The 16,234-nt window shown below is 65.3% G+C and carries 10 protein-coding genes; 5 read left to right on the top strand and 5 right to left on the bottom strand.

Going from position 1 to position 16,234, the window contains the following annotated elements:
* Window positions 1-598: 598 nt before the first annotated feature.
* The gene (locus tag CAP2UW1_RS18100) at window positions 599-2,083 is read left to right on the top strand and encodes a DUF1254 domain-containing protein (RefSeq protein WP_015768072.1); all 1,485 of its coding nucleotides are present in this window, start codon (window positions 599-601) and stop codon (window positions 2,081-2,083) included.
* A 162-nt stretch (window positions 2,084-2,245) separates the two neighbouring features.
* Here CAP2UW1_RS18100 and CAP2UW1_RS18105 read toward each other — a convergent pair whose 3' ends face one another.
* Window positions 2,246-2,530, bottom strand: coding sequence for a hypothetical protein (locus CAP2UW1_RS18105; protein WP_199931500.1), 285 nt, complete (start codon window positions 2,528-2,530; stop codon window positions 2,246-2,248).
* 526 nt (window positions 2,531-3,056) lie between these two features.
* Between CAP2UW1_RS18105 and CAP2UW1_RS18110 the strand changes: the two genes are divergently transcribed.
* From CAP2UW1_RS18110 to CAP2UW1_RS18120, 3 genes are all read left to right on the top strand, one after another.
* Window positions 3,057-3,395: a hypothetical protein gene (locus tag CAP2UW1_RS18110; RefSeq protein ID WP_015768073.1), complete on the top strand. Its 339-nt coding sequence runs from the start codon at window positions 3,057-3,059 to the stop codon at window positions 3,393-3,395.
* Window positions 3,396-3,527: 132 nt separating this feature from the next.
* A complete protein-coding gene (locus CAP2UW1_RS18115; RefSeq protein WP_015768074.1) occupies window positions 3,528-4,079 on the top strand; it encodes a YaeQ family protein in 552 nt (183 codons plus the stop codon).
* Between the two features lie 222 nt (window positions 4,080-4,301).
* Entirely contained in the window at window positions 4,302-5,336 is a 1,035-nt protein-coding gene (locus CAP2UW1_RS18120) for a hypothetical protein (RefSeq protein WP_015768075.1), read from the top strand.
* 313 nt (window positions 5,337-5,649) lie between these two features.
* Here CAP2UW1_RS18120 and CAP2UW1_RS18125 read toward each other — a convergent pair whose 3' ends face one another.
* Genes CAP2UW1_RS18125 through CAP2UW1_RS24085 form a run of 3 tightly spaced genes read right to left on the bottom strand, consistent with a single transcriptional unit; the run spans window position 5,650 to window position 7,803 of the window.
* Window positions 5,650-6,381 carry an SAM hydrolase/SAM-dependent halogenase family protein gene (locus tag CAP2UW1_RS18125; protein WP_015768076.1) on the bottom strand — a complete coding sequence of 244 codons (732 nt, stop codon included), beginning with the start codon at window positions 6,379-6,381 and terminating at the stop codon, window positions 5,650-5,652.
* Between the two features lie 53 nt (window positions 6,382-6,434).
* Entirely contained in the window at window positions 6,435-7,058 is a 624-nt protein-coding gene (locus CAP2UW1_RS18130; protein WP_015768077.1) for a phosphatase PAP2-related protein, read from the bottom strand.
* A 4-nt stretch (window positions 7,059-7,062) separates the two neighbouring features.
* Window positions 7,063-7,803 (bottom strand): DapH/DapD/GlmU-related protein, encoded by a 741-nt coding sequence (locus CAP2UW1_RS24085; protein ID WP_015768078.1) that lies wholly within the window; start codon window positions 7,801-7,803, stop codon window positions 7,063-7,065.
* Window positions 7,804-8,250: 447 nt separating this feature from the next.
* Between CAP2UW1_RS24085 and CAP2UW1_RS18140 the strand changes: the two genes are divergently transcribed.
* On the top strand, window positions 8,251-9,345 hold the full coding sequence (locus tag CAP2UW1_RS18140) for an EAL domain-containing protein (protein WP_015768079.1): 1,095 nt from the start codon (window positions 8,251-8,253) through the stop codon (window positions 9,343-9,345).
* Between the two features lie 123 nt (window positions 9,346-9,468).
* Here CAP2UW1_RS18140 and CAP2UW1_RS24090 read toward each other — a convergent pair whose 3' ends face one another.
* Window positions 9,469-16,230: an eCIS core domain-containing protein gene (locus CAP2UW1_RS24090; RefSeq protein ID WP_015768080.1), complete on the bottom strand. Its 6,762-nt coding sequence runs from the start codon at window positions 16,228-16,230 to the stop codon at window positions 9,469-9,471.
* Window positions 16,231-16,234: the final 4 nt, after the last annotated feature.

Below are 16,234 nucleotides of genomic sequence, written 5' to 3' on the forward strand. Positions count from 1 at the left end.
CACCGACAGCCAGTCGCACTCTGGCGCCCTGCTCCGCCGCGCCTTCACGCCCACGGCCGAAGCCCTGACCGACGCCGTCCACCGTGGCCGCTACCAGCGCATCATTGGCAATGATTGGCAAGGATTGGCAAGGTAATGGTCGCGGTGTTAGCAGATCCCAACTGTCGGGCGAGCCGCTGCCCCAAGACACAGGACGCCGGTCTCGCGTTTGTTGCGGAGGCAAGGCAGAGGCTGCGCAAGTTGGTGCCCAAGGCGTATCGATGTGGGGCAGCTTGCGGCCAGTTGCGGACGGTCGCCTATCCCGCCGGGCATTCATCCGAAAGGCGGCCTGTTTCGGAGACCTGCCGAAAAGCCCAAGCCAGCGACTCGGCCAAGCTGACCCAAGAACAACCCGCGAAAGATCGGCTGCTATCCGGCATTCATTGCTCCGCCATCGGTAGTCAAAAGAGTATGGTTGCTGTTGGTCAGCTCAAGTTCCAGCCAAGTGTCGAACACCAGTGTCGAACGCCAATTGCGAGGACGCAACGGATTTGGCAGTATTCAACGGCGTCATCGACCGCATCTGTCGCGCATGCAGGCAACCATGGAGAAAAATCAAATGCATCCACATCCAGCAAGGCACATCACGCTAACCGCCCTGCTTTGCGGCGCCATCGCCGCAATCGGGCTTCCCGGCTGCGCAAAGAAGGCCGACCCGGTCACCGCCGCCCAAGTGGCCGACAAGAAGGCCGAAATCCACGTCCCCGGCATCGCGGAAGTCAAGGCCATCGCCGAGGAAGGCTTCGTTTACGGCCTGCCGCTCATCATGAACTACGGCGTCATGTACGAGTACGTCCTCGACAAGAACTCGGGGCAATGGAAGGCGCCTTTCAATAACATCTACAACGAGCATCGTGTCTTCACCTATGAAGACACGGCGATCCCGACGCCCAACAGCGACACTCCGTATTCGCTGGCCTGGCTCGATCTGCGTGCCGAACCGGTCGTGATTTCGGTGCCGGCCGTCGATCCCAAGCGTTACTACTCGGTGATGCTCAACGACGGCAACACCTTCAACTACGGCTACATCGGCAGCCGCGCCACCGGCAGCGAAGCCGGCGATTACTTGATCGTCGGCCCGCGCTGGAAGGGCGAGACCCCGCAGGGGATCAAGAGGGTGTTCCACTCGACCACCGACTTCTCGCTCGCCGCGTTCCGTACGCAGCTTGTCGACGGGAAGGACATGCCCAACGTCGAGGCAGTCCAGGCCGGCTACAAGATTCAGTCGCTGTCGGCATTCCTGAACCAGCCGGCACCGCCCGCCGCCGCTGCGGTCGACTGGCCGAAGTTCGACAAGGATCTGGTCAAGACCGAGTTCTTCGACTATCTCGACCTCGCGCTGCAGTTCGCCCCGGCCGGCCCTGAGGAAGAAGCGATCCGCGCCAAGCTGGCCAGCATCGGCATCGGCCCCGGCAAGAAGTTCGCCTTCAAGGATCTCTCGCTCGAACACAAGGCCGCAATCCTGCTCGGCATGAAGGAAGGCGACAAGAAGGTCAGCGAGAAAGTCGCCAGCCTCGGCAAGACGATCAACGGCTGGCATATAAGCTCCCTGTTCGGCGACCGCGCCTTCTACAACGGCGACTGGCTGCTGCGGGCAGCCGCGGCACGGGCCGGCATCTACGGCAACAACGCCGAAGAGGCCATGTATCCGATGGCCAAGACCCTGGCAGACGGTACGGTGCTCGACGGTTCGAAGCACAACTACACCCTGGGCTTCGCCAAGGATCAGTTCCCGCCGGTCAACGCCTTCTGGTCAGTCACCATGTACGACGCCAAGAACCAGCTGCTGGTCAAGAACCCGATCAACCGCTACCTGATCAATTCGCCGATGATGTCGGGCATGAAGAAGAACAAGGACGGTTCGCTTACGCTCTACATCCAGAAGGATTCGCCGGGCAAGGACAAGGAAGCCAACTGGCTGCCGGCGCCGGACGGCGAAATCTATCTGGTGATGCGCCTCTACTGGCCGAAGGAAACGCCGCCGTCGATCCTGCCGGCAGGAGAGGGTACCTGGCAGCCGCCGGCTCTCGTCATGACCAAGTAGGAGGCCAGCCCATCGCATTGCCGCATGGCGGATGGCGGATGGCGCTGATACCGCAGGCGCCCGAGAACGTGATGCACTGATCGGGCGCCTTGCGCAGAGCAGTTCGCTTGCGCCGCCGTCGCATCGAACAGTCGAGTCGGTCCTTGATTTGGCTCGCTGCCATCACACTCTTGTCGATGAGGAAGGGGGTACCCGACGGGGAGGCTCTGCTGGCACTGGCCGTCCGGCCGCCGCCTGCGTCTGCCACTCATGGCGATACTCGCTGGCATGGGCTTCGATCCATGCCAACGCGTGAAAGTCCCGCTCATCCGAGGGAAAGTGCTCCACATACGCTTCGATCGTGGCCACCTGCCGGCGGAGGAACTCCATCTCCGAGGAATCGGGAATCGAGAAGTTGCCTGCCGAACCGGGAGAGAACCGAGCTGCGGGGTCATCCAGAAAATCCATGACTTTCTCCCACTGAAGCGAGCCCATCTGGCCACTGGCGGCCAGCAAGCGCGTTGGCGCCGGCCATGCCGGCGCAGTTGTTGAGCGCCCAGCGTGCTGATCAGCACGAGCTTCACCCCCGGCCACCAATCGTCACAAGCAACTTCAACTATGTCGGCCAAGGCCATGTAAGCTTGTGCTATTGTTCCCCGCGTTGAGGGAGCCCTGTCAACCCCGATTGGCGGCTTGCACGCTCCCCTGCGTGTCGACGATGCAAAACTGAGACACTCCGACGCTCGGACATGACGGTTGCGGCGATCCGCATGCTGGCGAAGGCGACCGCGAAGCACCGCCGCCGGTGTAGTCTGCTGACAGGCCGAGTTGCTGCGCCGTACGTAACCAGCGCCGCAACAGGCATCCGCGCCGATCGAACCCCGCTACTCAGCCGATCGGCGCCGCAGGGCCGCCGCATTGATGGCCATTGCGAACGATCCGGGGCCACACCGGTCCCCTGGAGAGTAGGGATTTCGACTGAATGGAGAACACGATGGCTGGTTTCGAGGATTATGCCGCAGACACCAGGGAGATCGAGCTCGAGATCGAGAGGAAGGGCCTTGCTCTCGGGGTCGACTGGACGGACGACGTTCAGGTGCGCGCCTTGGCCAGGAAAGCCCTGGACCACTCGGCCAGCGACATCAGACTCGCCGAGTCCGGCCCCGTCGACCACAGGCTGATGGCCAAGGTCGACCTGTTCGGTCTCGCGGCACTCATGCTGAGGACGATGGAGGAAAGTGCGGGCGTCGGCATCGAAAGTCACGGCGGTCCGGCCTGGAAGGCGTTTGCTAGGGCCCTGTGGGCTGAGGTGCAGACGCGCAAGCCTCAGTGAAGCACGGACCGGAACGCTGCCCGGCAGGGTGCCGAAAGCGTGCAGACGAGCCAAGCCGCCACGATCCTTGCAGCGACTGTCCCCGGCGCGGGCAGCCCGACATGCGATACTTGACTTTTTCCCGGGTGCCCCATGGCAATCAAATCAACCGTCTTCAAGGTGGATCTTCAACTTGCCGACCTCGACCGAGGGCATTTCTCGGACTATGCGCTGACGATCGCCCGTCATCCGTCGGAAACCGACGAGCGAATGATGATCCGTCTGTTGGCCTTCATCCTGCACGCCTCTGCAACGCTGGTCTTCGGGCGTGGCCTGTCAACCGACGATGAGGCGGACCTCTGGGATATCGATGCGACGGGCAACATCGAGTGCTGGATCGATGTTGGCCTGCCGGCCGAGAAGAGCATTCGCCGCGCCTGCAACGGCTCTCGCAGGGTGACTGTCGTCAGCTATGGCGGTCGGGCCGCCGACATCTGGTGGCGGCAGAATTCCGAGAAGCTCACGACCCAACAGAATCTGCGCGTGCTCTCCCTGAGTCCCGGGGAAGGACAATCGCTGGCCGGTCTGGCGGAACGTACCATGCGCCTGCAATGCACCGTTCAGGATGGTGTGATCTGGCTGGGCAACGAAAGGCAGCATGTCGAACTCGCACCGAAAGTCCTCCTCTCGGCGCATTCCGAGTAGGACGCCAGGGCCCCGCCACGAGACCACCTTGCTTCCGAGGTCCGAGTCCATTAGGGACACACGCGCACGGCCCCCACAGAAACCGGGTCCAACCCGCCATCGCCCCGCTTGCCCCGCTTGCCCCGCTTGCCCCGCTTGCCCCGCTTTCCCCGCGCAGCGCGCGCCGTGCCGACAAGGCAAACACGGCCGGCCCGGCGTCGCCCCAGCGGCGGCCGCCCGCGCATGAAGCGAGTGTCCGCCACCAGGCCCGACACCGGCGCACCGGCTCCGGCCACCATCGGTCCGCCAGCGCGGCGGAGGGTGCCGCCGCCGCTCGATACCGCGCGACTCTTCTCGCCGGCGGCACGCCAGCGGGAACTCGCCGAGCTCCAACGTACGGTTGGTGCGCAGTTCGGCCTGACGTTCGTGGACATGGACGTGAATGATTCGGCAAGCGTCTCGACTCTGGCGAAACGCTTCGCGCGTGCGCACGTCAACGGTAGCGCCCAGGAGGGCAGCCGTTTCGGGCGTGGCGTGGCCAGAAACAAGATGCTCGTCGGCCAGGACATGGCGCCGGCGGCCGCTCTGGCGGCAACCGGCGTCGATCCGGAGACGGGCAACAAGGAACGCTTCGCGCTCATCGCCTTCAACACCGCGAACAACCACGTCATGCAAGGCGCCTTCGGCGACCTTCGCCGCCTCTTTGGCGCTGACGAGCTCCGCCAGACCGAGCGCATGACACTGCTGCACGAGGCGGGCCACATGGTGGTACACCACGCCGAACAGTCCGGCGCCGACGCCTGGGGCGTCGCGGTCGCCGCGCTCGACGATCGCACGGGGAAGGCCGGCGACGCCATTCGCGAATGGGCAGGCAGCGACGAGGGTGCCATCGCACATCCCGACGTGCGCCGGCTCATGCTCGGCGAGGCGGACAAGCTCGATGCGCTGCAGGCGTGCGTTCGCGCCGGCGACGATGGCCTCTACTACGATGCGGACGCGGTGCGTCAGTCCTTCCAGGCCATCAAGTCCCGCGCCGATTATCGGAACTTCCAGGAGAACATGGGCGATGCCTTCATGGCCATCACGCTCAGGCAAGAGGGCGTGGACGTGACCAATACGGTGGCCGGCGCCCGTGCGCATGGAGACCTCGAGCACAACACCAAGGACAGCCTGGGGGCGATTGGCGCGCTCACGAAATCTTCGCTCGCAGGCATGGACACGCGGCAACTCGCGGTGCGCGCCGCGCACGTCGTGCAGGAGGCACTGGGAATTGGCTGAGGGTTCAGCCGCACCGCAGATCACCCCTTGTCTGACAGTGCCACAGACGACGCCGCGTCGCTATGCCGTCGCCGAAAGTTGCCGCCCGGCCTCACCGCTGATGTCGTGCCAGCCCGTCGATCAACTGGCGCGAGCCCGACGAACCGGGGACGATGGACTGCTGCCTACGGCCGATGCCCCGCGTCGCGCCGGCAACAACCGCCCAGCGGCGCGCCCGGATGTCATCTACTCGAGAGCCTCTCCACGGACTCGTCGCCAATCTTCACGGCGCAGGCGGGCACCATCGGAGCGACGGTGTGACTGCACGCAGCGGTCACGCCTCCGGCACCACCGGGGATCCCACGGCCAGACGCAGTTCCGACGCGGCACTGCCCCGATTGACGGCAATCTCCACCAGTCCAACGCTGTTCTCGTACCAGAACGGCTGCCCCACCGGCACTTCGGCAAACACCCGCGCCGGCGGGACTCGCGCCGTCCCGACGGCGAGCCACGCCTGCCGCCCAACGGTGGCCGCCCGAAGGCCGGTCAGCGCATTGCCATAGTGGTCGACGTAGATGACGGCAGCCAGATCGTCGGCCGCTTGCGGGTGCTCGAGGCCAGCACATTCGACGAGCTCTGTCGTCAGGGGATCGCCGGTGGCGATACGTGCGGCGATGGGCGCGAACAGGTCGCGCCCATGAAAAGACGCCGAGAGCCCGGGAGGACGCCAGACGATGCACCACGTACGCAGCACGCGTGCCCGCGCCGCAACGACACCGAGAAGGCCGTTGTCCGGGCCGACGTACCATTTGCCGTCGGCCTCGATCACTACCGCCGGGCGATCACTGCCGACGCCCGGATCAACGACCGCGAGAAAGACGGTTCCGGAATCGAAGCTCGTCGCCAGGGCCGCCAGCAGGTGGGCGCCGGCCCGCACATCGAAGTCAGGCACGCGATGCAGCAGGTCGACAATGGGGAGGGTGCTCTGGCCATGGTGCAACAGGGCCGCCTTCATCTGCCCGACATAAGGATCATCGCTACCGAAATCCGTGTACAGGACGACCATGGCGCGCCGTGCGCCTTCCGGGAGCGGCGAAACGGGCAGCTTCCCCTCGTGGCTCACGCCGGCCAGACCAGTGCGCCGACCAACAAGGCGGCAAACAATCCGGCGAGCACGTCGAGAGTCCAGTGCGCGCGCAGCACGATCACGACGGCCATCTGCAGTCCGGCGAGCACGATGCCGATAACGGTGAGAGCCGGGATGCCGAGCGTCGCCAACTGCAGGGCTCCGTAGACCGCCAGCGCGGTGTGCCCGGAAAAGAAGAAGTCGTTGCCGACAGCATAGGTGACGAACAGCGACGGGACACCGGGATGGCGCCAGATCATTCCCGGCGGTGCCGGCAGGGCGACCACGGCCTGGCTGAGCTGGCGGAGGACGAAGAGTCCCAGCAGGCCCCAGAACGGCGCAAAACTCGGACCGAGGACAGCGTAGCCGAGAACGAACAGGGTCACCGCATCGACGCCCAGCGAGCTGCCGATGAGCAGCGCGTTGGCGGTGCGGCGATGCGCATGCAGCCAGGCATTCGCACCAGCGGTGACTCGGTGGAGGTGGTCGTAGATGCCCCCGTCCGCGGCGAGCTGGCGCTCGCCGATCAGGCGCTGGCTGACGAACCAGGCGATCAGACCGCCGGCGATCGCCAGCAAGCGCAGGCCGATGGCCTCCAGTGACGGCAGTTCCGGCATCACACTAGCTGGCGCCTGGGCCGTTGCCGCGCGCTTCCTCGCCGCGCTCGAGTTCGAGCCGCTGCGCGGGAATCCCGCCCCAGGTCTCGCCGGCAGGAATCCGCGTGTTCGGCAGGACGAAGGAGCCGGCGAGCACCTTGGCCTTGTCGCCGACCTCGACGCCGCCCATGACGATCGCGCGCAGTCCGATCGTCGCGCCGGCGCCGAGGCGGACCGGCGCAATGACCAGGTAGCCGCCCTGCGCATAGTGGGCCATGACACTGGCGCTGCCACCGATGGTGACGCCGTCCCCGAGGGTGATCAGCGAGGGGTCGGCAATGGCGGTCGAATTGATGGTGACGTTGCGCCCGATCTTCATTCCCATCAGCCGGTAGTAGAGTTGCGCAAACGGCGAAGGGGTGACGAACTCGAGGAACGAGTAGCGAACCACCAGGGTGAGCGTGCAATGCACATACCAGCGCAGTGCCGTCAGCGACACCGCCGAGCCCCGATACGGTTGCAGTCGTCCCCCGAGCAGGAGGTTCAATGCCGGGGCAACCAGCAGCAACGTCAGGCCATAGGCAAAGTAGCTGGTGGCCAGGGCCAGGCCGGTCAGCGGGTAGCGCCAGACGGCGGCCAGCGGCTCGAGTGGCGCCGCGAAGACCTCGGCAAACAGCCAGGCCGCGACGCCCAGCGACAAGCCCGCAGCAACGATGGCGAGGGCGATGAACGGCAGCGGGCCGGCGAGAGCAAGGAGTCTTTGCATGCGAAAGCGTCACCAAACGTTGGGGAAGAGCGACGGCAGCGGGGGAGCGCCGACAGCGTGCAAGCGTGCCGGATTGTAAGCGACGATCGCCCAACGTCAAACCGCCATCATGGCCAGACGGGACGCTCAGGCGCCCCGGTATTGCCCCCCCGTCCGGTTCCCCGCAAAGCGTCGGCAAGTTAGCGATTGACGGCGGTCGACAGGGCCGAATATACTGGCGCGCGTCAGGACAACCGCCTTCCCGTCGGTCGGCGATCAGCCAGGCAGCAGCCCTATCGGGGTGACATGGATCACGGCAGGCGCTGGCGGACCGGCACCTGTCCGGCAAAGTGCCGCCAGCCACGCGAGCGGTACGTCATCCACCGGAAGCCCAACACCCTGACATGGCCTTCACGATCAACTGCAGGAACCGTCACTACCCCTTCACAATGATCAGCGGAGCTTAGCGTGGAAAGGCAGTGGTTCCTCGAGTCGATTGCCGCGGATGGCTCGCATTTCACCTATCCGATCACGCCATTGCCGTTCCGTATCGGCCGTGATGCCAAGAACGATCTGGTGCTGGCTTCGCGTGGCCTGAGCCGCAATCACGCGCTAATGACGGCGGACATCAGTGGTCGCCTGCGATTGACCGATCTGAACAGTACCAATGGCAGTTTCGTCGGTCGCCGCCGCATCGAAGGCTCGTGCCTGCTCGACGAGAACGACATCGTGCATTTCGGAACCGCCGAATTCCGCGTGCGCATGCGTGCGCTGGATCAGACGCGCATCGACCAGATGGGAACCATGCTGGTGCCCAACGGCCTGGCGCTTTCGGAACTCTTCGTTCCCAACGAGCCCGAGTTCCTCGATCTCCTTGATGGCGAGGGCGTGTCGGGCGCCGCGCAACCGATCGTCGATTCGATCAGCAGGAAGACCGTCGCCTACGAATTGCTCGGTCGCGCCAACCACCCGCGACTGCCGTCGGCACCGATTCGCCTCTTCTCGCTGGCCACCGCACTCGATCGCGAAGTCGAGCTCAGCGTCGCCTTCCGCCGCTTCAGCCTGGCGGAGATTGCACCACGCTTGCCGGGCTTTCCCTTGTTTGCCAACACGCATCCGAAAGAAACGTTCAGCAGGGAGTTCTTCGCCTCGCTGGTCCATCTGCGCCGCCACCAGCCAGAATTGGATCTGGTGATCGAGATCCATGAGACCGCGGTGACCGAAACCGCGCGCCTGATCGATCTCGCCGCACGCTTTCGCGATATCGGCGTGCGCTTCGCCTACGACGATTTCGGCGCCGGTCAGGCACGCTTGAGCGAACTCGGCGAAGCGCCGGCCCATTTCGTCAAGTTCGACATGGGACTGCTGCACGACATCCACCTCGCCGGCGACCGCAAGCGGCGCGTCGTCAGCGATCTCGTCAAGCTGGTGCTCGACTTGGGCTCGGTGCCACTGGCCGAAGGCATCGAACTCGAAGCCGAGGCGGAGATCTGCCGCGACATGGGCTTCCGGCTCATCCAGGGATTCCTCACCGGCAAGCCGATTCCGTTCGAACGGCTCTGAGGCCGGCGAACGCCGCAAGGGCGGCACGCACATCCCGCTACCGGGCGAGCGCGTGCCGATGCGGGGCCGATCCGGATTTCTCCTCCCGCTGGCCTGCCGGACCCGGGGCGTTTCGCAGACCGGTCAGGGCAGCAGCGTGATGTAGCGCTTGGCCACGAAGCCGGTGCTGCCCGGTTGCTCGATGACGTACCAGGTCTGGAATTCACCGATGACCTGCACGCGGGTACCGCCGGGCAGGCGCGCAAAGATGTTGGCGTTCGTCGCGGTGGTGGGGCGGCTGCGTACCATCAGATCGTCGCGCACCGTCGCTACCACACCGTTCCGGCGCAGGGGCGTCACCGCGAACTCGTTCTGGTCGGGCACGTCGGCACGCCCGAGATTGATGTTGGCATTGGGTGGGCGGGTCGGATCGGGAGCCCCCGCGAGCGGCCGGCCGATGGCCGCGAGGATGTCTTCCTCGGAGCCCAGCGGACCGAGCGCGGCATCAATACCGGCTGCCGCCGGGAACGTCGGACCGGCGCCGAGCAGGCCGCGCAGGTAAGCGATGTGCGCCGGCAGCGGCGACGGCGGTGGCGAGCTCACCGGCGCATGACGTGCCGCCAGCAAGGCGACCTTGAGCTGGGCCGCCACCGGTGGCAAGAGCAACAGATCGGCCAGTTGCGGCATGACGAGGCTCATGTCGACGTGTGGGGAAGCCAGCGCGCAACTGCCGTAACGGGCCAGTTCGGTCATGAACTGGCCGCGACGCGCGTGGTTGTACTGCATCCACACCTGCTCGAGCGTGATCGCGACGCGCATGTTCCCGGTACTCGTCGGGTCGGCGGTGACGCGGCCGAATACTTGATTGACGTGCGCGACATTGCCGGCGATCACCGCCAGCGCGTTGTCGATCTGGGCGGCAGACGAGTGGTTCTCCATGTACAGGACGAAAATCCGGTCGGCCAGTTCGCCAAGCTGACGGATGGCCTCGCCGCTGCCCCAATAGTGGTTGGCGGCCAGATCGTAAAGCGGCTGGATGACGCTTTCGCGCCAGGTATCTGTCGCCGCCGCGGCGACGTGCGTCGATCGCCCGGCGCCGATCCGGCGCAACATGGCATCGCGGCAGGCGTGCGTGCCGGCGATCTGGTCGCGGGCCCAGCACTCGAGTACGGCGCGCAGACAGCCGGTCGGTTCGGTCCCGAATTCGACGTAAACCAGCTTGTCGGCGACCAGATCGGGGTCGCCGGGCACGCTCAGGCCGATGTCGGTCGATCCGGGGGTGAGGAAGGTGGTTTGCGAGGGCGCGAACGACGCGTCGGCGCCAAGCACCGTGGCGCCTGGACCGGCCGCTGTCGCTACCACGTCGCGCAGGCTGGGGTCGGCACCAATCGCCGTGTTGACGTCGGCGGCGGCGTCCGCCGGCAAGGCCCGCAGCGCCGTGCCGACGGCGTGCGAGTTGGTCAGGCAGGCATCGAGAACGATCCGGCGCTGCGCCGGATTACCGCTCATCAAGCCGGTCAGTGCCGTCATCAGGGCCGTCGTGTTGGCGCCCGTCGCACCGCTGGTGCCGAGGGCGTCGACGGTCATCGCCGCGCCGGCGCTGCCGGCCAGATTGAGTACCGTCGAGTTGCCGTGCCCGCCGATCAGAGCCTGGTGGATCTGGCCGTTAATGCCATAGCGCGCGGCGACCGGCGCCAGTTGCGACTGATAGCCGCCGACCGTCGCATGCCCTTCGATGACGATGGTCAGGATGTCGCTGCTCGTGACCATCGCCTGCAGACCAAGATTGCGATGGAAAGCCCCGTTGTCATCGACTGCCGGGTAGAGCACGACGGTCAACGGCCGCCGCAACGGCGACCAGGACCACTGTGCCACTGGCGGCCAAGCCTCGTTGCCGACCAGACCGTCGAGCGTTCCCTTGGTGAAATGGTGATAGGTGCGCGCATAGTTGATGCGGCCGTGATAGGTATGCGGCAGGGCACCTTCGCGACGCAGATCCAGAAACGAATCGACTTCGCTGCCGTCGTTGGCCGAGAGGACCGGCGTGCAGCTCGTCAGGTAGCTGACGAAATTAGTCAGTTCGGGCGCCGCCGGATCTACGAGCTTCTCGAACGGTCCCTTGCTCGCTGCCGGATTCGGCGGCGCGCGCATGACCAGCGACAGGTTGGCCGCCGGCCAGGCGGCTTCCAGCGTCGTCAGATCGCGCCCCCAGCTCTCGGCCTCGTTGATGTTGCTGGTCGAACGCAGCCACGCGGTGTGGTCGGTCGCCGCTCCTTCGGCGTATTTTTCGAGCGGCGCGTAAATCGCCGGGATGCCCTTGGTGATGATGTCGCCGACATTGAGATCGCCGGCCCCCGCGAGGACGTTCGGCCGCTCGGCAAAGCGATCGAGGTCGCGGAACGCCGCCAGCGCCGCCGCATCGGCCTGCAAGGCCGGGCTCGTCGCCCAATCGAGCTGGCTCTCGGTAAGCATCGAGAAGCCGGACAGCGTCATCGCCCGGATGCTCGCCGGCGTCTCGGAGGTCTGCGCCGGCGTGCGCGTCACCGCCGGCCAGCGCAGAACGATCGGATCGCCGCCGCCCTGCTGCTGCGCTACGTGCGCCAGCTCATGGGCGATCGGTTCTCGGCCCTCGTGCGTGGTCGACGATTCCGGATCGACGGCGCGCGCAATGTCGGTCAGGCCATCACGCGACTGCAGTACGTGGGTCAGCTCATGCGCCAGGAGTGACTTGCCTTCGGGCCTGTGCGGCTGGAATTCACCCGCCGCGAACACAATGTGGATGTCGAAAGCGAAGGCGCGCGCCTGCAGCGATCGGGCCGTGTCGAAGGCGCCAGGGTTGGTATGGATGCGTACCGGGCTCAGGTCGACGCCCATGGCCTGCTCGAAGTCATTGCGAATGCGGTCGGGCAGGGGGACACCTTCGCCGATCTGTTCGAGAAGCTGGGCGCGATCGAGTTGTTGCGCAGTGGCGTGGGGGTTTGGCGCGGCGCTACGCATGCCGGGGGCGGCAATGGCATCGCGCGGTGCTGGTACACCGTTTGGGTTAGCATCGGCGGCTCCCGCTAGGGAGGTCGCTCCGGATTCGCGACGGCGGCAGATACCGAGTTCTTCGTCATAATGGGTTTCGACGCGCTCGTCGCCTTTGCCCATGATGTTGCCCATCAGTTCGCTGACGTTGATGTCGGGCGTCTTGAACTCCGGCCGGCCGAATCTCACCTTGCCGGCACTGGTGTTGTAGCCCGCCGAGATCGTTGCGGAGAGCGACAGTTTGGGATCCAGCGTGAACTTGCGGCCGTCGAACTTCTTTTCCCACAAGGTGATGGTCTTGACCATGAGGTTGGCTTCCGCGAACAGCTTGCCGTTGATGCCCAGCGAAAGCACGGGCGTCAGCGAGGCCGTGACAGCGCTCTCCACGTCGAGGCCATCGTCGTAACTCCAGGAGAACTTCGGACTGGCCTCGATCTTGGGTGCGATCCCCGCCTTGCCCTCGACGCCCACGCTGCCACCCACCGAGGCGATGCCGGCATCAAGGGTAAGTCGCGCATCCAGGTCGGCGGCCAGCCCGGCATAGGCAGGCACCTCGAACTTCGCATCGCCGAACAGCTTGAGCTTGTCGATCGTCGTCTCGGCCGGATTGAATTCCTTGACTCCGATGCTGATGTTCTTGAAGCCGCCCGGCCCCACCCAGGCATCGCTGTACAGGCCACCTTTGAGCGAGAGATTGAGGCCTACGGCCACGCTACCCACAGAGATGGCCAAGCCCGGTACCGGGATCTTGGGTGAGGTCATTTCGAAGAGCGTCTTGCGGGAATCCTCTTCCTTGGGGAAGCGCTCGAAGAGCTTGGCCTCGGCCTTCGTAATGGTGCCGCTGATCCAGACGCTGCCGCTCTTGTCGAGCCTGATGTTGGCCTCACCGGTGATGGTGTCGGTCAGCTTGGCCTTGAGCTTGCCGCTGCCATACACCACGTAGGTCTTGCCACCACCCTTGGCAAGCGGTTTGCCGTCGTCACTCGCCCCACCGTTGGTGACGCCGACCGATATCTCGCTACCCGAGAACACCTTGCTGTCTTCATAACCGAGCTTGCCGTTGAGGTCGACCAGGCCATCCTTGTAGCTACCTTCGAAACTGCCGCTGAGACCCTTGGGCAGGTCGGGCACGGCGCTGGCCTTGCCTTCCAGCGACCACGCACCCTTGGCCTTGGCGAGCGTCATGTCGAGATTGCCGCTCTTGATGCCGGGCAGCTTTTCCAGCTCGGCCTTGCCGGTGATGCTGAAGTTCTCGGCGTCCTGAAACCTGGCGTCGGCAGTGAAGTTCTTGACGCCGGGGATATCGGTCTCGGCATTGCCGGAGGCCGTGAAGGTCTGGCTTTGCTGGGTGTAGCCGACGGTGAGCTTGGCCGCCTTGATGCCCTTGATCTTGCCCGGCTTGGAGATTTCCAGTTCGCCCCTGGCGCCGAACTTCTCCTTCTCGCTCCACGAGGCGGCGATGGTGGCTTTGTCGAACAGTTCGCTCTGAAAGTCGACCTTGCCTTCGACCGACAGGCCGCTGCCTTGTGCGAAGGTGGCCTTGAGCGAGCCGTCGGCCACATTGGTGATGGTGAAGAATATCTCGCCGCCCAGCTTGAAGCCTTGCGCTACGGAGTAGGCGGCCTGCACCGTGGCCTCATCGACCGTCACGCCCGGTGCGCTCAGATTGATCTGGTCGGAGCTGAATTCGATGTAGAACTCGATGTCGTCGCCATCGAGCCGCACCATGATCGGGGCATTGAGCAGGGGAAGCGAGGGCGTCAGCTTCCCTTCGCCCAGGATCTTGCCATCATCGATCTGGATATCATCGAACTCGACCGGGCTCAGGTTTTCAAAGTGGAGCGATTGCTTGCCGAGCTTGGCGGGGTAGCCGCGATACTTCCCGTCACCGCTGAGCGTGAGCGCCACATCCGGCTTGGCGTGGGACCACTTCTTGGGCAGCTTCCAGGTGGCGTCGATCGAGCCTACATTTCCGCTGCCTTGCTTGGCTGCTTCGGTGATGTTGATGGTCTTGAGGGTGAGGCCGGAGATGGCGGATTGCGCCGTGCCGCTGATCGCGAAGCTGCCCGGGCCGCTCTTGTGGCTGATGCGCTGGATGATGATTCCCCCAGGCGCATCGGCCAGGAGGAATTCCTTGTCGGTGCCCTCTTCGTCTACATCCGGCGTCGCCTCGGCGGTTTCCAGCGGTTTGGCTTCCTTGATCTCCGTCAGGTTCCACCAGGCGCTGTCGGCTGCGCTGGCGCCCGACTTGAGCTTGGCGCCGACGCCTCCGAAAACGAGATCGTGCTGCTTGAGGAAGGTCTTGCGCTTGGGCTGTGGGGCCTTGAAGCTGTTGAGGTAGGCGTCAACCTTGCTGTAGATCGCGCCGCGAATCGCGCCACCAGAGCTGCTGTTGCTGGGCTGGTCGAGCAACTCCATGTTCCCCAGGCTGTTGCCCGTGCCGGTACCATTCTCGCCCGAGACCTGCAGCTCGACGATGTGATCGACCTGGAAGCCATTCGTCACCGGCATGCCATGGCGTGTCCAGGTCGGGATCTTCAGCAGCTTCTGCAACTGCGCAATACTCTTGGATTGTGGTTTCTTCTTGTTGCCCAGTTGGAGTTTGAAAGACTCGCCGGCATCGTCGGGCACATTCTTGAGGCCCCTGTCCTTGAGCTTCTGGCGAATCGTGGCTTCGCTGATCGTGATGCCCGAATTCCAGACGCCGACCTGAGCAGGATTGCCACGGCTGTAGCCGCGCTTGCGCTTGAGGTTTCCACTTGAGGCATTGCCCTGGTAGAGCGGCAGGTGGCGCGCCTTTACGGCGGGAATGTCGAGCTGGTCAAGCGCCTTGAGCGCGGCATCCGTCGCCGTCTGGTTGCGTGGCTTGTACTTGTCTTCGATCTCCGGATCGATCTTGCGTGCGATCACCGGGCCGCAATCCTGATGCTGCACCACGTGCGCGAGCTCATGGGCGAGCAGCGCCAGCCCTGCCTTGCTGTTCGGCTGGTAGCGGCCGCGAGCGAAGAAGATGTCGTTACCGGTGGTGAAGGCGAGCGCGCCCAAATGCCTGCACAACTGGTGGGCGCGTGAGTCCTGATGGATGCGTACCTGGCTGAAGTCGTGCCCGAGCTGGCCTTCCATGCGGGCACGCACGTCCTCACTCAGGGGCTCGCCCTGGCCCCGCTGGTCCTTGATGGAACTGCCGACATCGGCACCACGTACCGGCTCGGCACCCCCGGTTTCCTCGGCGGGTGGCGTGCTGCCTGTGGTCTGCGGCTCCTGCTGGGCGACCGCACGGGAGATCGGTGCCGCCTCCTGACGGCCAGCGGGGCCGTTTGCTGGCGGCTGTAGTGAAGGCGCCACGCCAGGTCCTGCCGCCTTTTCCGGTTTGCTCCCTGGAGCGATCTGGCCACCGGCGCCGGTCTGTACCTTTGCCGCCGCTGCTCCGGTGCCTGGGGCAGACGCCGCAGCACCTTGCGCGGGGTCGCGTGCCCGGGGATCTTCCTTGCGCTTGATCTCCGCCGGTTTCGCCGGGGCAGCGCCACGCGCCGCTGCCGGCGCAGCCACCGACTCCTGCATGCGCATGACTCTCTCGGCAACCGCATCGGCTTCGCGTTCGACGGCATCACCCGGCTCGCTGACCGCCAGCTTGGCGCGCACGGCCATGCGGTCGAAGCGTTGCTGGTTGCCGCTGGCAGGTACCGCCGCGCCGGCTTTCGCCGTTGCCGGCGGCGCGCCAGCGGGCCCCTGCCGAGCCTGCTTGCCAGCGTCGGCCTGCCGCTCCCCCGGCTTGCTTGCCGCGGCCGCCGGGTTCTTGCCGTGTTCGGCCTGGCCGGCCGCCGCGGACGGCGTCGCCGGTTTCTTGAAGTCAGCAGCGGGCGGGGCGGCGGCAGGCATCGCT

The sequence above is a fragment of the Candidatus Accumulibacter phosphatis genome, assembly GCF_000024165.1.
Lineage (GTDB): Bacteria > Pseudomonadota > Gammaproteobacteria > Burkholderiales > Rhodocyclaceae > Accumulibacter > Accumulibacter phosphatis.